The following is a 22,293-nucleotide window of genomic DNA, read 5'->3' as shown; positions in this document are numbered from 1 at the left end:
TCAACAAAAACTTGTAATTTTACTTTTAGCTATACACTAGCACTACTTTTACTAAGAAAAAACAGAATTCCTGATTTCAGAAATGCCATCTTCAGTAGAACTATGATCCTCAATTTTTGCTACTGATACCACCTTTTCTTTATTTTCTGTTTTAAATAAAGTGACTCCTTGAGTACTACGCCCTGCAATTCTAATTTCATTAACTAAAATACGAATTAACTTTCCTTTATCTGTAATAAGCATTATATTATCACCCTGCTCAACTGGAAAGCTAGCAATAACGTTACCGTTTCTGTTAGTAGTAAGCATATTAGTAATACCAACACCTCCTCTATTAGTTACTCTATATTCGTATGCAGAAGTTCTTTTACCAAAGCCATTTTCGGTTATAGTTAATATAAACTCTTCATTGGTTGCAAGCTTCAGAAAAAATTCACTATCTATTCCTAAATCGTTCAAAGTCTTTTCTAATTTAGAATTAATAAACTTACTAAATGCAGCCTCCAATCTCCTTACAAGTGGAATTTTTAAGTAAAGTTCTTTTATTTCTGTTGCAACATCTATGCCATTCAGTATAGTCATAGATATTACACTATCATGCTTTGCAAGTTTTATACCTCTTACACCATCTGAGTTACGACCTTTAAATTTACGTACATCACTTACGATAAATCTAATACCTTTTCCAAACATTGTTGAAAGTAAAACATGATCAATTTCATTACATACCTTAACCGATATTAATTTATCTTTCTTATCAAGTTTTATTGCTATTTTACCATTACTAGGAATATAATGAAAGTCTGCCAAAGAATTACGTCTTATATTTCCATGAGCAGTAGCAAAAACTATATTTTGACTCTCATCACTTTCACTTGGAAGCGGCATTATATTAGTGATCGTTTCACTATCAGTAAGAGGAAATATATTAACAAGAGCCCTTCCGCGTGCAGTTGGTTCTGCAAGAGGTAATTTATAGACTTTTAGTCTATAAACTCGACCAATATTAGAAAAGAATAAAAGAGTGGTATGGGTATTTCCAACAAATAATTTTGTAGTTACATCTTCTTCTTTTAATCCTTGTCCTAGTTTACCCTTTCCACCACGACGCTGAGTTTTATAGTGAGAGAGCTTAACACGTTTAATATAGCCATTCATAGTCACGGTTACCACCATCTCTTCTTGGGGAATAAGATCCTCAGCTTCAATATCTGTATCTGATTCCTCTATTACAGTTTTTCGTGATACAGCAAATCTATTCTTTATTTCCTGTAAATTATTTTTTATTTCTTTCATTAATTTTTCTTCTGAAGCAAGAAAAGCGATATATTCTTTTATTAAATTAACCATCAAATTCAGCTCAGTCTCTAGTTTATTTTTTTCAAGGCCTGTTAAATATTGTAATTTCATATTAAGAATAGCCTCTGTCTGTAACCAAGTTAATTTATATACTTCATTTTTAAAAAAGCTCATGCTGTCTAAAACGAGCTCAATAATTAAATTTATTTCAGCTGAAGTTTTCCATTCTTTATTCAAAAGCTCTTTATTTGCTTCTTTAGAATCTTTTGCACTACGAATAATTTTTATCACTTCATCTATGTTTAAAACTGCAATATAGAGTCCTATATATATATGAGCTTTTTCCCTTATCTTTTTTAGACGAAATTCTGTTCTCCTGGTTAATGCTTCTTTTCTAAAATTAATAAAAGCAGCTATCACCTCTTTCAACGACATTAAAGTAGGTTTATTCTTATTAAGAACTAAAGTGTTTACACTAAAGCTACTTCTTAAAGGAGTAAGTCCTAATATCTGATTTAATACAAAATCTGCTACAGCATTTTTTCTCAGATCAATTACTATCCTAATGCCAGTCTTATCGGATTCATCCCTAATTCCTGTTATGCCATTAATTTTTTTTTCTTTCACAAGTTCACTTATTTTCTCAATTAATTTTACTTTATTTACTTGGTAAGGTATCTCATCAATAACTATTGCTTGTCTATCTTGTTGCAGTATATTTTCTATATGAGTCTTACCCTGCAGGACGATCAAGCCTCTACCTGTAGCAAATGCTGACCTTATTCCAGATCTACCAAGAATTATTCCACCAGTTGGAAAATCTGGCCCTGGTATCACTTCAAGCAGTTCATCTAGAGTAACTTTTGGATTATCTATATATAACATACAAGCATCAATTACCTCACCAAGATTATGAGAAGGGATATTAGTTGCCATGCCAACTGCAACTCCACTTGCACCATTTACTAACAGATTTGGGAACTCTGCAGGCAATACAACAGGTTCTGTTTCATTTCCATCATAATTTGGTCTAAAATCAACCGTATCTTCATCGATATCATTCAGTAAAAAGTGTGACATCCTGTGAAGCCTTGCTTCTGTATATCTCATTGAAGCCGGTGGATCTCCATCTATTGACCCAAAATTACCTTGTCCATCAATAAGCGGTAAAAGTAAAGAGAAATCTTGAGCCATTCTAACCAAAGAATCATAAATAGCCATATCACCATGTGGATGATATTTCCCCATTACATCGCCAACTATACGAGCAGCCTTTTTATATGGCTTACCTGCATCGTATCCAGCTCTTGACATTGCATACAATATACGCCTATGAACCGGTTTAAATCCATCTCGTACATCAGGTATAGCCCGGCTTATAATTACACTCATTGCATAGGAAAGATAAGAATCTTCTAGTTCTTTTACTATTGAAACTGGTACTATGTTATTTTGCATTTTAATATTTTTATCAAGTAATACAATATTACCATTTAGTTAAACAAGTGGTCAACTAAAAGACTAGACTGTATTTAATTCTATTTTTTATTTACACTAACAGTATTGAGCTATAAAATAAAAAATATTTTATGTTGCTTAATACTATTAAAAGGGCAATTAGCTCAGTGGTAGAGCATCTCGTTTACACCGAGGAGGTCGATAGTTCAAGTCTGTCATTGCCCATAAATACTACTTTAGTAACTATAAAGTTTTAAGTAGTAATTTAGGTAGATAAGACTATAAACTTAATAATAATAGGTAATTTTTTATCTCTTTCCCCTCAATATTATGTTCTTAACAAAGATATTTTTCTTGATAAAAATGATATAAATTATAATTTATCTTTTGGCATACAATTTATAATTCCAATCTTTAACAATAAAATATCAAGAAAAAGTATCCCACGATAAAGGTAAATTATTACTCATTAATCACATATTAAATATTTTCTAAGTAAATAAAAAATAATTTAACTATACAGATATATATCTTCTTACAGTACAAAATCAAATTACTGAAAAAGGCAATATTTAAAAAAAGAGAAAAAGCATAGGAAAAATTAGATTAAAAGAATGAAAGATTGAAAAAAAATTATAGAAATAGGTAAAAATTACCTCACTTTAAATACTATAAAGATAATATAATAGTAACAATTAAGATATTAACAATAGTAAAACCCTACAGATAAAATAGTTTCAATAGAAAATAAAATCTAAGAAAAACAGAAAGTAGAGATGGAATAAACAACAAAAGTAAATATCATAGTAAAAGTGTTATAGATAATGCAAAAAAAACTTAATTTATGTCATAAAATAAATATGAAAATCCATTAAAATAGAAAAATATGAAGCAATGCACAAGACTAAGATCAAGATAGAAGTTTTTATTAAAGCTTAAGTAGTTAGTATGTCATTTGAGACACATTAATGATAGTGATTCTTTCTATATTTATGCTCAAAATTTATAATTGATGTAATGAAAAGGTGATACTCTTCTTTCTAAAAGCTTATTTGCAAGTAATTATTTATTTGTAAGAGCCAAAATTTTAAATTATAAGTTATTTTTTAATCAGATACTCTAATAAGAAAAATAAGCCATTATAATGATAATGTAAAATATAAATATAAAGTTAATATGAGTAGAAAAGTTAAGCAATACTTAAGATTGATAAAGTATAGACATTAGCTCCTCCCACTCTCTTTCACTAATTCCACTTTTTTCTCTAGTGACATTTTCTCCTTTAATTAGCTTACGAATTATTTCTATGCCAGTTCTTGGAATATAGACTGAATCTAAGCAATATTCAATGAAAGCACTATGAGCTAGCGGAACCCATTCCTTTATTATATTCAATATAATTTTTGCGTAAACCCTTATTTCATATTGAGCACGTTTGTCAACCCTAAGCTTTAAAAAGCGAAAAAGATTGTGTAAATTTACCTTCCAATAAAACTGCGTATAGTAATTAAGTGTCAAATTAGTTCGAGCAATTTCCCTTGCAAGTCCTTGTTTAATAAACTTCTCATAATTAAAATATACTAAATTAGAATCATTTATTAGAGAATTTATTATCTCTTTTGAGGTATTTGAGTCAAGCGCTTCACCACTGCCTTGTTTATTTCTATTTGATTGTTTTGCAATCTGTTCTGGTTTTGGTATATAAAATTCATGATCTAGTATTGAATACCTTCCAGAATATTCATTCACATTTGCAGTTCTATGCCTTATCCATTGCCTTGCAATAAAAATCGGAAGTTTCACGTGAAATTTAATTTCACACATTTCAAATGGAGTTGTATGATGGTGCTTCATTAAATACTTTATAAGTGCTTCATCTTGACTGATCTGTTTTGTTCCTTTTCCATAAGAAACACGAGCAGCTTGTAGTATAGCACTATCAGAACCCATATAATCTATTACTCGAATAAATCCATGATCAAGTACCTTATATTTCTTATATAGAATTTCATCCATTTTTTTTACTGTAGTTCGCTTAGTTAAATAACGTTCTTCATTCATAAAATATTATCCTTTAAGATAAAATGCAGATATCAGCACCACATGAATTGAGTTTTTCGTGCATTACTTCATATCCTCTCCATAAATGACGTGAATTACTTATCGTAGTCTCTCCACTAGCTACTAATGAAGCAAGTATTAAAGCTGCTGTTGACCTCAAGTCAGTAGCATATAGATCACTCCTCCCGCATAAGCTCTTTATTCCATTTACAGTAGCTTTATTTTTCTTGACGTTTATATTAGCACCTAATTTTTTTAACTCACTTGTATGTGTAAACCTATTTTCAAAAATATTTTCTTCAATAACTGATACTCCATCAGCAATGCATAATGCAGACATAAGTTGTGGTTGCATATCGCTGGGAAAGTTAGGATATGAATCTGTTACAACATTGATAGATTTAATAGAGCAATTTTTTCTAGAAACAATAACACCTTGATCAAATAATTCTACCTTAGCTCCTATATTTTTTAACTCATTTACAATACATCTTATATCAAACAAGTTTATTCCCTCTAATGTCAATTCACCGTCAGTCACTACAGCGGCAAGTGCATATGTACCGGCTTCTATACGATCTGATATGATTTTATGTACACATCCATTTAGTGTCTCAACCCCCGTTATTATAACCTTTTTATTGCTAATTCTAATATCAGCCCCCATTTTTCTTAGAAATCTAATTAAATCCAAAACTTCTGGTTCTGTTGCAGCATTATTTATTATCGTTACCCCTTCTGCAAGAGTTGCTGCCATTATTATATTTTCTGTTGCACCAACGCTTATTTTTTTAAATGTAATCTCTTTTCCTTGTAGTTTTCCTTTTACTGTTACAAGTATATTGTAGCCATTAATTTCAACTTTAGCTCCCATTGCTTTTAATGCTTTAATATGCATATCAATTGGACGTTTTCCAATATTACATCCACCAGGAAAAACTGTTACAATTTTACCAAATCTACTAAGAATCGGACCCAGCATTAAAGAAGATGCTCGTAATTTACTTGCAGTTTTACATGAAACTATATAATTAGTAACACTACTGCAATCGATTTCAAAAATATGATTTGCTCTGTAATCTTTATTGTACACAAAATTCACCTTTGCTCCCAGCTTTTTTAGCAGTTCAGACATGAGACGGACATCAATAAGATCTGGTACATTATGCAAAGTTACTGAAGAACTGCTTAATAAACTTGCAGCCATTGCCGGTAAAATAGCATTTTTTGAACCATTAATCTTAATTTTCCCAATCAAAGGCTTTCGGTTACTCTTTATTAATATTTTATGCATTTAAAGAAATTAAATTTACTGAACAAGTATAATGAATCACTAGGCAAAGGTAAATTTAGCTATAATCACAAATTATAACAAATGCAATAGCATAATCTCCATCATCACTTAAAGAAAGATGCAATATACAACCTTTAAAGATAAAATTCTTGTTGATAGAAAGACATGGTTTTCCCCTTATATCATTATATACTTCTATATCTTTCATTATAATGCCTTGATTAAATCCGCTACCTAGAGCCTTAATAAAGGCCTCTTTTGCTGCAAAGCGTTTAGCAAAATATTTTGCTCGTATTTGTTGACTGTTATATTTTTTACTTATCTCTATCTCTTGCTTAGTATAGACTTTATTGAGAAACTTCTCCCCATACTTTCGCAACATTTTCAATACTCTTGATATATATACTATATCAATACCGATGCCATATACCATTATTATATACTAAAGCGATTAATTACCTCTTCAAGATGAATTTCTTCTATATGTCTAGTTGATCTATTTTTTATCTCAACCACATTTTTATTTATTGCTTTCTTTCCAACAATTATCTGCCATGGCAAACCTATTAGATCCATTCTAGAAAATTTTACCCCTGAACTTCCTTCCGTATCATCATAAAGTACTTTATTACTTTTTAAAGCTCTATATATTTTGTTTGCAATTTCTACACATCTATTATTTTTTATTTCTAAATTAATTAAACCAGTCCTAAAAGGAGCTACTACTTCTGGCCAAATAATCCCTTTATCGTCATGAAACACTTCTATTATTGCGCCAACAAGTCTTGAAACTCCAATACCATATGAACCCATACACATATGAACATTTTTTCCATTTTGGGCAGTAATTTTTGCATTCATTGGTTTTGAATACCTATCTCCAAAATAAAAAATGTGCCCTATCTCAATACCCTTACTAATATTTAACTTTTCTTTTGGTATAGGGCAAGTTTTGGAATAGTACATATCATCCGTAACTGCATATATCTCCTTTAAATTTTCAATATCTTCGCTTTCCAGTAGTTCAAGAAATTTATTGTCATAATATAAAGTGCTCTCACCTGTACTTGCTAATATATGAAATTCGTGGCTTAGATTTCCTCCAATTAGACCAGTATCTGCTTTAACTACAATTGGAGTAAATCCTATGCGCCTAAAAATTTTTATGTAAGTTTTATACATTGAATTATATGAATTTAACGCATTTTTATAATCCACATCAAAACTATAAGCATCCTTCATTAAAAATTCTCTACCTCTCATAACACCATAACGTGGTCTTATTTCATCACGAAATTTCCATTGAATCTGATATAAACAAAGTGGTAAATTCTTATAACTCTTTACCATACCTCTAATTAAATCAGTTGCTACTTCTTCATGAGTTGGACCAAAAAGCATATCACTCCCATACCTATCTTTGATATGTAGCATCTCTTTGCCATAATCATCATAACGTCCTGACTCTTGCCAAAGGCTTGCTGGCTGTACATAAGGCATTAACACTTCAATAGCACCTGACTTATTCATTTCCTCTCTAATGATACCTTCAATATTTTTAAGCACTAAAAGGCCAAGTGGTAACCAAGAATAAATGCCAGATGCTATTTGTTTTATTAAACCTGCACGTAATGAATACTGGTGAGAAATAATTTCAGCATTAGTAGGAATTTCTTTCAAAGTGGGTAAATAATATTTAGATAAGCGCACTCTTAATAAATCTTATTATATTAAATAATTTTATTATAATCAAATTCATAAGTAAACTTGTTAAAAATAAAAATATATTATATTGTTCTCTTTTTTCTAGTTTCCGAATCGGTTTATACGTTCCTTAAAAGAAAGAACAGATGGATCTTTTATATTACTACCTACTAGATCTGCATTATTCTCTTCCTTTACAAAGAAAATTTTAGATCTCGCTTGTAAATTAGCTGGTTTTGGTAATATGGATGGCTTTTTTACCTCCTGTGTCGGTGCAGAATGTAATAACGATGTAAGTTCACTACTACCATCATCAGATCTATAACCACTTTTAAGAGTGTTATTCCTTTGTTCACTACTTGGTGAAAGAGCTTGAGATACAGATTTTTCCTTATGTTTTATTAATCTCTTTTTCTTGATTCGTTCTTCATCTGTACTCCAATATGAACTACTATTAGAACTAGAACAATTACTCTCACTATCTGAAGATTTTATTGCTGTTCTTCTCTGTGCAAGTGCAATATTAAGAATTAAAACCATATCTTGATTTTGATTAGTAGTACCAAATTGTTTTTGCTGCACATTTGTATTTTTAGCATTTCTTAACTTAACCCCTTTTTTTATTTGTTCAAGCAAAATATCTTTACTATTTCTTTGATTAACATCATCACTAACTTTACCTTCAGATATATTAGAAGAACTATTAACTCTTTTTGGAAAAGAGACCATACTTGAGCTTGGAGCAAGAGAAGATAATAAAGCACTACTACTACTATGTACTAATCTTTCAGCGTTAGCCTGTGGGATAGATTTATCAGGTATTAATGAAAGTTGCGTAGAAGCACATGTATTTAATTCATCTTCTAGATTGATATCACCATTTATCTCTATCTCTGTTTCATTATCTTGTTTATCAATAGTCTTATTAAAACTTATTTCCATTGATCCATTGTCAAGCACTGATTTTTTTATTACTTTTTCTATTCGCTGTTCCTTATTAAGTACTTCTTCATTGAAACTTACTTCCTGTTTATCACCAATTTTTAAAATACAAAGTCTAGTAAAATATGTCATTAAAATTAGCACAGTAGCCACAGAAGAAATAAAAATCATTAAAGGCGCTACAGTAGTAGTGATACCAGAACCAGAAATTGCTGCAGCAGTAATATAAGGAAAATATTGACCAGCTGTAAAACTTAACACAGACGATGCTAAAATAATAATTAAAGGTTGAAATATAATTATCTTAGTTTTAATAAGCCTCCAATTATTTAAACTACCTTTTGGTAACATAACAGTAAATATTATTTATACATTCTTCTTAACTATCAAGAATACTAATAATAGTAAGGTTATAAATGTTGTCAATAATTTATGATAACTTAGTGTTTATAATTAAGAGTGATTTTTAAACATATATTGTAGTACCCTATTAGCTATAATAATATCTTGGCGTGGAGTTTTTCCATGTTCTATAAATACAGAAATCGCATAGCGTGGGTTATGATAAGGTCCGTAACCAATAAATAATTTGTGACTTTCACCCTTAGAATTTATTTCTGGCGTACCAGTTTTGCCAGCGATACGTATATCATTTATAAATATACGATCTTTTTTATAGACCCCAGTTTTAGAATTTACCACGTCAAACATAGCTTTTCTAACTATATTAAGATGTTGATAATTTATATCAATGTCAGAAAAATCTTGTATTGTTTCACTGATTTTAATGTAAGGAATGACCTTCTTACCCGTTGCAATCCTTGCTGCAAGAACTGTAAGTTGTAATGGTGTTGTGAGCAAATACCCTTGTCCTATGACTAAGTTTATAGTATCACCTAAATACCATTTTAAATATAATTTTTGTTCACGCCAATTTCTATCAGGCAATAACCCTGTAGCTTCCTCCTTAAACATCTTCATTAGCGAACCACTACCAATACCAAATTCTTTAGCCATTTCTACTAAAGAATCTACACTTATTTTTTTTCCTACATTATAAAAGTAAGTATTGCATGAGAGAACCATTGCCTCATTTAAAGAAACATATCCATGAACTCTACTCTGAAAGCAACGAAATTTCCTCTCTCCTATTTTCATATAGCCTTTACATGAAAATTTTTCTTCCGGGGTAATTATCCCGTCTTTTAAACCTGCAAGTGCAACTATTATTTTAAATATTGAACCAGGTGGAATTTGGTATGATAATGCACGATTTATAAGTGGTAACGAAGCAGTATTTAAACTTTCTAAAGTCTTATTTGATAATCTACCAGCAAAAAGATTATTATCATAAGAAGGTGAATTATATAATGCTAAAATCTCTCCATTATTTACATCAATTACAACTACAGAACCCTTGTGATCCTTAAATATCTCTGCAATTTTCTTTTGTAAATTAATATCAATTGTCAATTGTACATCTTGACCGTCTTGTTGTGGTATAATTAATAATTCTCTTATAATATGTTTTTTAGAATTAACTTCATGTTCAGCCTTTCCTGGCTTGCCTTTTAACATATTATCATATATATATTCAATACCACTTACTCCTATTTCACTCATCATATTTTGCTGTTTTTTTGTATACCCCAATGTATGAGAACATATTGAACCAAATGGGTAGTAACGTTTATAAAGAGCGGTTATTCTTATTCTCGATAACTCTCCTATCTCAGACTCAATTTTTGATAGCATTTGCAAATCAATTTCTTTACTAGAAGTTTTTTCTCCATTGAATGAAACAACGTAAGAAATTTCATTTAATGCAAGTTCGATGCCATTCCTATCTAAAATTCTTCCACGCCTAGGTGTGATAGTAGTGATTCGTATCCTATTATTCTCAGATAATGCTTCATATTTTTGTCTATTCCATATTTGTAAATTATATAATCTACAACTAAAAATTATAGAAATAGTAAGTTGAATACCACCTAATATAAATGCTCTACGGTTAAAGATTTTATTTTTTGTCTGCATATACATCTTTAAAAGATGGTTTTATAATACATATACAAGACAGAAAAGCTTCTGTAATAACTATTAAAATAGCAAAGGTAATACATAATATTATATCAATTAAATAAAAAACGTCATTAAAATACATAGTATAATCAGGAAGCGATTATAAAAAATGTAAAATTACCTACAAACCAGTAATCTTCTTAAAGAAGGATTATAAAATTTAGTTATCTCTAATTTAAAATATCAAATAATATAAATATTATATATTTTACTTTTTAATTAACTTCTATATTATATGTGTTGATTCCTTATACATTCATAAATTTTATTTTGTAAGTTAAAACAAAGTTAAAATTTAAAAAAAAAGTAATATTAAGGTAGAAATAAAAACTATTTACTATAGAATTCTTTCTACTGTTTTTAATGAATAAGCTTATTAAATATTATATTAAGAGTTACTTATATTAGAAATGTACTAAACTATAAATTAATATAAAAATGCAATGTCTGAATAGATATTAACCCAATCTTTATTACTTCTTTTTTATTAAAATGAAAATATTTTATATTTTATTCTATTAATTTCTTTTACTTTTATCTTTTTCAACTTAAAGCTCCCCCCTCGGATAACATTAATTTAGTATATAACAAAAATCAATACCTAACTTATAATTTACTTTGTAATTTCTTTCTATTACTTTAAAATATCCTTATGTATTCTCATTCAGAATGAATAAATATTATTTTCTTTAATGATCTTTAAAGCATGATATTACCTATTTAATCTAAACGACCGATTTATCATCAAATATAGATACGAATAGTTTCTATACTACTTAGCAATTTTTATATCTTAAACTTTGCTATTCAGTGTCCTTCATCTAGATAACCATATCACTATCACAACTATAAAATTCTGCATTAAATCGGAAATATTAATTCCTTTTTGCAAACAGGCAGCAATAACAGTATTTACCATTAAAAATGTAATAGTCATTGGGCCAACACCTCCTGGCACTGGAGTAATAGCTTTAGCTTTTTCTTTTATTCCATCAAAATCAACGTCGCCTATGAGTTTTGCTCGTTCACCTATATTTATACTATTTATACCAATATCAATTACTATTGAATTTTTTTTTATCCAACCTTTCTTAATGAAGTTTGGTTTTCCAACTGCCACAACTACTATATCTGCTTTAGAGCAATACTCAGCTAAATTTCTACTCTGCGAATGCAAGATAGTAACAGTACAGTCTTCTTGCAATAATAAGTGAAACATTGGCTTACCTACAATATTTGATCTTCCAATCACAACTGCATTTTTACTACAAAGATTTTCTTCAATTGATTTAATCAAATATAAAGAACCTTTAGGAGTGCAAGGTATGAGACAATTTCTTTCTCCTTTAACTAATTTACCTACATTTTCATCATGAAAACCATCTACGTCTTTTTCAACATTTATTATATTAATTATTTTACTTGCATTAATATGATTTGGTAAAGGTAACTGCACTAAAATGCCATGAACAGATGGATCTATATTGAATTCATTAATTTTTGCAATTAATTTATCTTCTGAGATATTATCAGGTAAAACAATAGTTTCAGAATCTATACCTATTGATTCTGCTTTTTTTTGTTTATTATGAACATATATCCTACTAGCCGGATTATGCCCTACAAGAATTACTTTAAGGCTAGGAAAAATATTATATTTTCTTTTTAAAAGATTAATTTTTTGCAACAATTCCTCATGCAGATTACTTGCTATTTTTTTACCGTCAATAATAATCGCCATTTGTCATACCCCTTGCCATTCCTTGAGAAGAGGTAATTTAATATCAAATAAACTCAATACCTTAGCAATAGAGTGGTTGATAATATTTTCTAAAGATTTTGGCTTAATATAAAAAGCTGGCACTGGGGGAGCAATAATTGCTCCCATTTTCGTTAGTCTTAACATACTCTGTAAATGACCAAGATGCAATGGTGATTCTCGCACCATAAGAATTAATTTTCTTCTTTCTTTTAATGTTACATCCGCAGCTCTTGTTAATAGATTAGAAGTTACACCTGATGCAATCTCAGACATTGTTTTTATAGAACACGGAGCAATAATCATTCCTAAAGTTTGAAACGAGCTACTTGCTATCTTTTCTCCTATTCTCTCTTCAGAATAGTAAAAATCTGCAAGTGATATAATATCTTCAAGTTTCTCTGTAACTTCATAAGCTATAGTTATTTTTCCAGCACGACTTATTACCAAATGAGTTTCATAATCTATCTTAGTATCATTCCAACGTAGAGTATTAGGATCTATCGTGGCAAGTTCAATAGACCTATTAACTTCTTTTAATATCTCTAAGAGACGTATACCATAAATAGAACCAGATGCTCCACTTATTCCAATTACAATTCTATTATTCACTTAGTTTTTTTTAACAAACCCTTATTTCTATACATATTTATAGTATCGAGCAATATTTCTTTTATTCTTTTTTTTAAACATCTTTCTTAATCTCTAATACTTGTTTCATACTTCTGTATTCAACATTATCTAAAATTTCTAGACATGTCATAAATGCAATTTGCATATTTTTTTTCCTTTTCTTATTCAAACTTTCATTCTTTTCTACGTATCTCTTTCAATTTACACTATTATTCTTACCATAACTTTTATAAACTCTAACTACTGACCACTGTTACAGTATTATCAATTTTTACCTGCACTTCAATAACAGTAATAGCATTTTTATTTTTTTTTAATATTAAAATTTTACAATACGTAAAAAATTCTTACCTTAAATTAAAAATTATATTCTATCTCATTTTAATAAATATATCCTACCAAAAAGAGAAAAAAAGGTCATTTTCTTCTGAAAGGCTACGTGTAATTATCATAACATCACAATATCAAACTTTTCATGTGATACATATATAAATATTTTTTTATAAAATTCCCTGTGAGAAAATACACCATAAATTTTTTTAACTATTCCTTTAGAATATCATCTTAAAAAACTACAATTCCCTATACATCAATTCATTTAATAATGAACGCAAAAATATTTTCTATTTTACGAAAATAATGCAGCGTATAGCAAGTATTGCTTTTTTAATAAAAAAACATAAGACTTACACACAATTTAAGCAACTTAATTTTTTTCTATTATCTTTTCAAATAAATATCTTATTAGATTTCTTACGAGATATAATATTTTCTGTTCTTTCGCAAAGCCCACCCATGGCAATTAATAGTAAAAATTTCTTTTATTAATTTCTCTTTATTTTAATCTATGTTAAAAAGAAAATAGGTTCCTCTGTGAGTCACAACATTAATATTTTTATCTCGACTAAATCGAATATCTGACTTAGCATATCTAAATTCTATTGTAATATGGTTCTCTTAATAAGAAAAAAACATACTACACCATTACATCTACTTCAAATATTACTTCTACTTCCCTATCATTGATTCTAATCTCATTTAAAAATAAAATCAACAACAAACTTAATACCTTAATATTAATGAAGAAAAAATATTGATAAAAAAGTATAAAATAAGCAAAAAATAATATAACATTATTCAAAATTTACAAAACATAAAACAAATTTCTGATAATACCTCACAGACAACAATACAAAAGTCATTATAACTATCACCAACATCTTTATTTTTACCCAAAATGCTTAAAAAATTCTATCACTATAAATAAAAACATAACATGTATATTAATCATCGTATTAACCAATAATATTATACCTATTGTCAATTCTTTTTACTTAACATAAGCAATGATTTTAGCTTTGCTTTTGTGCTATCCCCCAGCTTTAATTTATCAATTCAAGAATGATTTATTGAAGTAACCTTATCTTTACTCTAAAATCAGAACGATAGAATCAGTAAATACAAACTTTTATAATACTTTGAAAAAGATAATTATACATTAAAAACAATATAACTATGATAAAAATAGAGTTAATTTATATTTAATAAGAAACATTTATCGAGCTTGAATCCTGTATGTTAATTTTTATATACTTTAGCATTTACATGCTTTGAGCCTCAAAAAATAAACTATAAAGTATATTACATGCTATATCCACATGTTTATTTTCAATAATAAGTGGAGGAGTTATTCTTATCACCCTATTATTTAAAACTTTAGTCATTATTAAACCTTTAGCAAGAGATCGACTAACAATCTTATCAGCAAAAGGCACTTTAAGCTCTATTCCTATCAATAAACCTTCTCCACGAATTTCTGAGATTATTTTTGGAAATTCATTAGCCAAAGGCAATAATTTTGCTTTTAAATATTTACTAATTTCGTTAACATGATTAAAAAAGTTTCTCTTCAGCATTATATCAAGTACTGCATTGCCAACAGTCATGGCAAGAGGATTACCACCATAAGTTGATCCATGAGTTCCTGGAATCATTGCTTCTGCTATGTAATCTTTTACTAAACATGCAGCTACAGGAAATCCGTTTCCCATAGCCTTCGCACAAGTTAATATGTCAGGCTCAATTTTTATATTTTGATAATGAAATAATGAACCTATACGTCCATATCCACATTGCACTTCGTCAAAGCATAAAATTATTCCTTGATCTTTTGTTATTTCCCTTACTCTTTGAAGATACTTTGCATCTAGTATATATACTCCTCCTTCGCTCTGTATAGGTTCTAAAAATATAGCAGCTGTTTCACTAGTAATCTTTTCTTCTAGTGCTTTAATGTTATTTCTTGGCACTTTATCGAAACCAGAAAGAAGTGGAGCAAAGCCTTCGTATAATCTTTTATTTCTTCCTCCTCCAGCAGAAATTGCAGCAATACTGCGTCCATGAAATCCTCCCTCAATTGAAATTATACGGTAACGCTTTTTCTGACCTTTTGAATAAAAATAACGACGAATAAATTTAATCATAGCCTCTGTTGCCTCAACTCCACTTGAACAAAAAAAAACTCTATCTGCAAAAGTCAGTGATATTAAACGCTCAGCAAGCCTTTCTTGTTGTGGGATAGTAACAATATTAGAGCAATGCCACAACAAATCTAGTTGCTCCCTTAATTTATTTATAACATATGGATGACAGTGCCCTAAAGAAGTTGTAGAAATACCCGCAGCAAAATCTAAATATTTTTTACCATCTTTATCAAAAAGATATACTCCTTTTCCTTTTACTATAGGTATATCAAATCTATTATATACATTAACAATGTAGTTCATTTTACCACGAATAACATTATCTATAACTTTAATAATTATATTTAAATATTATTACCAACAATAATTAATATTTATAATTCAGCTATATCCTAGTTATATTCATAGAAAAGATATTTTGTTTAAAGTAAAAAAATATTGCTGTAAATATAAAAAATATATAATAAGGAGCCATAACCAATATTCCTCTCACTTATCTTTAATCTTTCAATATAACTTACTTGTTATTTAAAAAAATAAAACTATTGAAATAAACTTTAGATGGTGTTTAATATTAAAATAAATAATCAAAACTGCTCTATAGAAGTAATTAAACTTCTTAAGTCATAAAATTTATATAATAAAAACACATCCATTAAAACAACTATTATTAAATAATACATCAAATTTAAAATCCCTATAAAGGTAAAATTTCCAAAACACTGTACCAAACATATTTAATCACACAACATTAGTATAAAAAACACTGTAAATCCAGTTTTAATAAATAAGTAAATACTTTAAAATAAAATTAGCTTATCCTTTTTCTTTAAGAACGAAATATCAAAAAAAAATCCATAATAACTTCAAATAGACAAGCACAAATACTTTAATAAAATAATGCTTAATGAAAAATCAAACTTTAAAGATGAATTTAAAATATTTAACAAAGACAGATTAAAAAACACACTGTACAGAACCAGAAATATAAAGTAAATTTTAACATGTAATAGTAACAGTGAACCAAAAGAAAACAAACATAAAAACATATCTAACAAAAAGCAAAACTAAATTAAAAAAATAATAAGAAATAAATATAGACAAAAGATTACACTTAAGAAGTATATACTTTAATTTGATTAAATATATCATACTATTACTATTAAATAAGATCTAAAAAAGGATGATCATACTGAAATAAAATTATATTTTCTTTATTAAGAATTTAAGTTTATAATCTTGTTTATTCTTATTGATACAAAGAAATCCATCTTCTGTAACCTTACAATTTTCAGGAGCAATATCTAGATTAATTTTTTTACCATTTTCATCTATATTAAAACGAACCCTTGGTTCAAAAAAGTCAACTATATCAACTCCAACTTTTTTTACCACCTTTCCATCTAGAGACATCAAATTAAACTCCCAAATATTATTTGGATCAATGTTTCCCGTATAATAACTACACTCACTAGTTGTACAGTATAAGCTTTCAATCATATAACCTTCACTAGGCACTTCTACAAGAAAACCCCATAAATCATCTGACATATAGAATACCTTAACGTTTACTATTATAAAAATTATGCATATTGCACATCAACTATAATATATTTCTAAACACAAAATTCAATAATTAGTTATATAATAGCCTAAATAGCTACCTAACTCTTCCTATTAATCTTCTTTACCATACTATCAATCATATGTTTTATTCCTTGATATACAGAGTATATACTTTCATCACTACGTATATAAGCAGAACAAGAAAATATATTATGTTCCTCATCTTCTATTGACAACTTTGTATCACACTTAATATGCTCACCACCAAGCTTTTCTATCAATTTTTCTTTATCATCTCCTATTGTTACTTTAATCCTATTCTTTTCTTTATTAATCCTACTACTCAAAATCAAAGTAACTATTGCTGGAGATATACATATTGCCCCTATTGGTTTTCTTGCTATAAAAAATTCAGAAACTAATCTTTCAAATTCAGGTAGTACTGTGACTATATCTCTCTTTTCAGCTAAATCAGACAAATTTTTTATAATCCCATATCCACCAGGTATAACTAACATATCAAAATCTTCAGCTTTTGCTTCTTTAAGATCATATACCTCACCTCTTGCAATTCTTGCCGCTTCTACAAGTACATCTCTTTTTTCTTGCGTTGCCTCCTTTGTTTTATGGTCTATAACTTGTGTAATACCTATATCTGGTGCAAAACATTGAACTTTAACCTCTTGCTGATCTAAAGCTAGTAAACTTAAGACCCCCTCTCTTACCTCAGTACCATCAAGATAACCACACCCTGATAAAACCACAATAGCTCTTAATTTTTTCTCACCCATAAAATACCTTATTTTCATATAATTTAGGTATTGTAATACAAATTCTATATTTGAGAAGAGGTAATTATTCTATATTAATTATATTATAATTAATAATTATTATTAAATGAATATATTTTAAATTAACAAAACTAAATATAACATAAAATAACACAATAAATACTAGCAATAATTACCATCTTACTTAAAAAGTTTATCTATTTTATTAGAAATAATAACAATCTTAAAAAACAACTACAAGCTATTAAATAATAACACATTCTAAAAGCTTTACCAAAACAAAAAATAAAATTAATTCATAAACTTATATAAAACTCAAACAATTCTTTAAGAGGATGTAAAAATTTAAAGAAAAGACTACCTAAATAAGTAGATAAAAATTACATAATGAAAAGCAATTCAGATAATCAACTCAAAACTATAAACTGAAACAGTATTTATAACACTGACAAATATAAAAAATTTACCACAATAATCAATATAAAAAATAATTATGTTGTAATTAAATAAGGGAAAATACTTTCTAGGCAGAATCATAGCATAGTAGCTAAATGACATTGAGAATAAACAAAAATAAAGCATAAAAAAGTAATTAATACGAGAAAAGAAATTAAATATTTTATTAAGAACTACAAAATTTCCAAAGTTTAATTTAAATTCAAGAGAAAACAGTCTTTATAAATTATATCAAGCATTACATAATCTTATTAAAGAGAATTATTTTTACTATAAATAAAAAATGTCAGGTGGCAAGAATAATAAAATAGAAGATTAAAAAAACAAAGCAACAGTGGTGATAAATAAGTTAACAAAGAACAAAACTATTAAACTTTAAAAAAAAATATAAAAGACCATGAAAAATAGCACCTAATACGTACTAAATATAGAAAATCTCCAGAAAGCCTAAAGTAAATTTTAACTCAAAACTATAGCATTACAAAACCAAATAAAAAAAATTAATATATCAGCTTTCTTAAGTAAATGATTAAAGTTTTTAAAATTATGATATAAGAATAATCATAAGCTTTAATAAGCTTATTACATACCATTAATATAACCTTTTTTTAAAAAAAAGCTTCTTTACTTCCTATTTAGAATGTCTACTAAATCAGATTCTTTAAGTTTACTATAATCAACTTTACCAAATTTACTAACCACTGCACTCATTTGATCATATTGTTTAATCAGAAGATTGATATCTGGTACTCTTGTTCCAGAGCCTTTGGCAATTCTGAGCCTTCTCTTGCCATTTAAAATACCTGGATTTTGCTTTTCTTTTTCAGTCATTGAATTTATGATAGCTATGTATTTTTTCACTTTACTATCATCTGGTATGCTACTGCTTAGCTTTTTTGTAAATGAGCTTGGAATAAATTTTATTATATTGCTAATACCATCCATTTTTTTTAAGGTTTTCAACATTCCTACCAAATCATTTAAGTCAAATCTACCTTTTTTTATCTTTTCTTGTAGTTTATCAATTTTTTCCTGACCAACTATCTCAGCAGCTTTTTCAACCAATGAGACAACATCACCCATATCAAGTATTCTTTTTGCTATTCTATCTGGATAAAAATCATCAATGTCACTTAATTTTTCACCACAAGTAATAAACTTGATTGGACAATCAGTTGCCATTTTCATAGAAAGAGCAGCACCGCCTCGTGTATCACCATCAACACGAGTAAGAATAATACCAGTTACACCTATTATTTCACTGAATGACTTGGCAATATTTACTGCATCTTGACCAACCATTGCATCAACTACTAAAATCACTTCACTTGCAGAAGTTATTTCTTTTATAGCTCTTAGCTCATTCATCATATTGTTGTCGATATGAAGTCTACCTGCAGTATCTAGTATCAATATATCATAATCATCACTTTTCGCTACCGCCAGTGCTCTTTTTGTAATTGCAATAGGCTCTTCACACGACACTATAGGTAAAGTTTGCACCTCTATTTGTTTTCCAAGCACTGCAAGCTGCTTCTGAGCAGCAGGTCTATAAATATCTAAAGATGCAAGTATCACTTTTTTCTTTTGCTTTTTTAACTTTAAAGCAAGTTTTCCTGAAGCAGTTGTCTTACCTACACCTTGCAAACCTACCATCATAATTATAGCAGGAGGTTTAACTGTTAAATTTAACTCACTTCTCTCTGATCCAAGAATCTCAACTAAATTGTCCTGCACAATTTTAATTATCATTTGTGTTGGAGAAACACTTTTTATAATCTGCTCCCCTATTACTTTATTTTTAACACCATTAATAAATTTTTTTATAACTTCAAGAGAAACGTCAGCCTCAATAAGAGCAATGCGTATTTCACGCATAGCAAGGTCAAAATCGCCCTCAGAAATGATTGACTTCCCCTTAATTTTATCAAATATAAAATTTAAACTTTCAGTTAATGATTTAAACATAATAGCACTAGTAAAACACCCATCAAAAAAAGAGAAGAAGCTGAAACAAAACTCACTGAGTTATAATTTAGTGCTTTTCCAAGTTTAATAGCACTACTGAAATATAAATCAATAAGTAAATTACTCAAGTTTTGTAATACACCAACAAATACTTTCCTTACTTTACAAAGTAATTTACCAAGCAATAAAGCAATATTAGGTACGAAAACTCTAAAAGTCCAATCTACATCCATTTTAAAATTTATTCTTGGTAAAAAGAATTTACGTAAAGGAATAAACAGTAAAGTAGTAAACAATAGTAAAATAAACTGCGACCAAACATTTTTTATACTATATACAAAACTAAAAATCAAAGACTTATTATAAATAGGTAAGTAAGGATTACCAGCAACCACGCACACAAGTGCTAAAATAGCCATTATTACTTGACTATCCTTTTTTTCCAAAAATCTACTACTTTTACCTTTAACAATAAACATGTAATAAAGAAATTTGAAACCTATACTTAAATAAAGTAATAAATTGAGAAATTTATATAAATTCTTATATAATTCTAAATTATGATTATTCATCTCAATTTCAGCTATAATACATGACTTACTAATAAATCCAGCAGTTCCAGGAAATCCAACCATCGTAAGCACTGCAATTAAAGCATATATACCTTCAGCTGACATGAGTTTGCTCACTCTACTAAAATTAATTACTTTTGTTTGTGAGCTAATTGAATTAGCAACCATAAACAGTAATGATTGACAACTAAGAGAGAAAACTATGTGCAGTAGCAAAACTGGTACGGTTTTTTCTGAAAAGTTAAGTAAACCCCTTGCAAAGATAAGCAAACCCATTTGTCCCACAATATTGTAGCACAAAAATCTACGGATACTTTGTTCAAGAGCAGCAAATATAATACTATAAATTACGGTAATAGATCCTAAAAATACTAGAATTTCAGCAGATATACTATAAACATGTAAAAGCATAATTAAAAAAGACACTTTAGTAGTAAATAAAGAAAGATATGCAGTACTATGTAATGATACAGCAGGGTATGCATCAACAACCCAAAATGAAAAAGGAAAACAAGCACAATTTATTAGCAAGCCTATGCTTATTAAATTAATGTTTTGAGCTGCTAATCCTACCATTAATATAATTCCAGCAAAAAAGTGTATACAAGAATATCTTATTGCAGAGTTAATATTTTGACTACTAGCAATAATAAAAGACGCACTAATAGCCATTAATTCACAAAATATTACAAGCAATATTGTTTTCTTAGATAAGACCGCACACAATGAACTAACAGTATAAATAAAAAGAAATAACATTTCTGAAAAGCTCAAAATTTTTGCTGATAAAATAATTAGGAATGCAGTGAACAAAAAAACTACCAATATAACACGTAAAGATAAATTAAAACTTAAAACTGGATAAGACCAACTTACTATTGTACCTAACTCTTCAGGCAGTATTGATACTATAATTATCAATATAATTAATAAAAGTAACAGTAAAAATTTATAGAACTGCACAATAACTCAAATCAATACAGTTCATTATACTTAATAAATAGATATAAAATCAACTTTTACACCATTTCTTTTTAAGCATTAATTATAAATCACCTCCCTGAATTATACTTAGGTTATAAGAAAATCATTAGATTCAATTCAATCTAACCAAGAGCTTTAACAATAAGTAGGTTCACTTAATATATTCACTATATGATATACTATATAATTTATCTTAAGTTTATATATAGGTATAAATAAATTATATACTTTTTATAATAAA

Annotated in this window: 14 protein-coding genes and 1 tRNA gene; 1 reads left to right on the top strand and 14 read right to left on the bottom strand. The window is 28.2% G+C overall.

Annotated elements, in window-relative coordinates:
• Nucleotides 1-51: 51 nt before the first annotated feature.
• A complete protein-coding gene (gene gyrA / locus GOY14_RS00365) occupies nucleotides 52-2,757 on the bottom strand; it encodes a DNA gyrase subunit A (protein ID WP_175809242.1) in 2,706 nt (901 codons plus the stop codon).
• A gap of 153 nt (nucleotides 2,758-2,910) precedes the next feature.
• Between gyrA and GOY14_RS00360 the strand changes: the two genes are divergently transcribed.
• Nucleotides 2,911-2,982: transfer RNA gene (locus tag GOY14_RS00360), tRNA-Val, on the top strand.
• Between the two features lie 975 nt (nucleotides 2,983-3,957).
• Here GOY14_RS00360 and thyX read toward each other — a convergent pair.
• The 13 genes from thyX to GOY14_RS00295 form a co-directional block, all read right to left on the bottom strand.
• The gene (gene thyX / locus GOY14_RS00355; protein WP_175809240.1) at nucleotides 3,958-4,818 is read right to left on the bottom strand and encodes an FAD-dependent thymidylate synthase; all 861 of its coding nucleotides are present in this window, start codon (nucleotides 4,816-4,818) and stop codon (nucleotides 3,958-3,960) included.
• 13 nt (nucleotides 4,819-4,831) lie between these two features.
• A complete protein-coding gene (murA, locus tag GOY14_RS00350) occupies nucleotides 4,832-6,112 on the bottom strand; it encodes a UDP-N-acetylglucosamine 1-carboxyvinyltransferase (protein ID WP_175809238.1) in 1,281 nt (426 codons plus the stop codon).
• Between the two features lie 55 nt (nucleotides 6,113-6,167).
• Nucleotides 6,168-6,545 (bottom strand): holo-[acyl-carrier-protein] synthase, encoded by a 378-nt coding sequence (locus tag GOY14_RS00345; RefSeq protein ID WP_175809236.1) that lies wholly within the window; start codon nucleotides 6,543-6,545, stop codon nucleotides 6,168-6,170.
• A 2-nt stretch (nucleotides 6,546-6,547) separates the two neighbouring features.
• Complete coding sequence (gene proS, locus GOY14_RS00340) at nucleotides 6,548-7,822, bottom strand: proline--tRNA ligase (protein ID WP_175809234.1); 1,275 nt, start codon at nucleotides 7,820-7,822, stop codon at nucleotides 6,548-6,550.
• A 96-nt stretch (nucleotides 7,823-7,918) separates the two neighbouring features.
• A complete protein-coding gene (locus tag GOY14_RS00335) occupies nucleotides 7,919-9,109 on the bottom strand; it encodes a hypothetical protein (RefSeq protein WP_175809232.1) in 1,191 nt (396 codons plus the stop codon).
• Nucleotides 9,110-9,211: 102 nt separating this feature from the next.
• On the bottom strand, nucleotides 9,212-10,795 hold the full coding sequence (locus tag GOY14_RS00330) for a penicillin-binding transpeptidase domain-containing protein (protein WP_175809231.1): 1,584 nt from the start codon (nucleotides 10,793-10,795) through the stop codon (nucleotides 9,212-9,214).
• Between the two features lie 862 nt (nucleotides 10,796-11,657).
• Nucleotides 11,658-12,581, bottom strand: a complete 924-nt coding sequence (gene folD / locus GOY14_RS00325; protein ID WP_175809229.1) for a bifunctional methylenetetrahydrofolate dehydrogenase/methenyltetrahydrofolate cyclohydrolase FolD — start codon at nucleotides 12,579-12,581, stop codon at nucleotides 11,658-11,660.
• Between the two features lie 3 nt (nucleotides 12,582-12,584).
• Nucleotides 12,585-13,211, bottom strand: a complete 627-nt coding sequence (locus GOY14_RS00320) for a UbiX family flavin prenyltransferase (RefSeq protein WP_175809227.1) — start codon at nucleotides 13,209-13,211, stop codon at nucleotides 12,585-12,587.
• 1,622 nt (nucleotides 13,212-14,833) lie between these two features.
• A complete protein-coding gene (locus GOY14_RS00315) occupies nucleotides 14,834-16,018 on the bottom strand; it encodes an aspartate aminotransferase family protein (protein ID WP_175809225.1) in 1,185 nt (394 codons plus the stop codon).
• 900 nt (nucleotides 16,019-16,918) lie between these two features.
• A complete protein-coding gene (locus tag GOY14_RS00310; protein ID WP_175809224.1) occupies nucleotides 16,919-17,266 on the bottom strand; it encodes a hypothetical protein in 348 nt (115 codons plus the stop codon).
• Between the two features lie 113 nt (nucleotides 17,267-17,379).
• Nucleotides 17,380-18,072 carry an isoprenoid biosynthesis glyoxalase ElbB gene (gene elbB / locus GOY14_RS00305; RefSeq protein ID WP_175809222.1) on the bottom strand — a complete coding sequence of 231 codons (693 nt, stop codon included), beginning with the start codon at nucleotides 18,070-18,072 and terminating at the stop codon, nucleotides 17,380-17,382.
• 1,080 nt (nucleotides 18,073-19,152) lie between these two features.
• Nucleotides 19,153-20,496: a signal recognition particle protein gene (ffh, locus tag GOY14_RS00300; RefSeq protein ID WP_175809220.1), complete on the bottom strand. Its 1,344-nt coding sequence runs from the start codon at nucleotides 20,494-20,496 to the stop codon at nucleotides 19,153-19,155.
• Nucleotides 20,481-22,031 (bottom strand): proton-conducting transporter transmembrane domain-containing protein, encoded by a 1,551-nt coding sequence (locus GOY14_RS00295; protein ID WP_175809218.1) that lies wholly within the window; start codon nucleotides 22,029-22,031, stop codon nucleotides 20,481-20,483. Before GOY14_RS00295 ends, ffh begins: the two co-directional genes overlap by 16 nt.
• Nucleotides 22,032-22,293 lie beyond the last annotated feature (262 nt).

It is taken from the genome of Wolbachia endosymbiont of Dipetalonema caudispina (genome assembly GCF_013365495.1).
Lineage (GTDB): Bacteria > Pseudomonadota > Alphaproteobacteria > Rickettsiales > Anaplasmataceae > Wolbachia.
The sequence above is the reverse complement of the archived record's forward strand: the minus strand, read 5'-3'. Positions and strand labels throughout refer to the sequence as shown.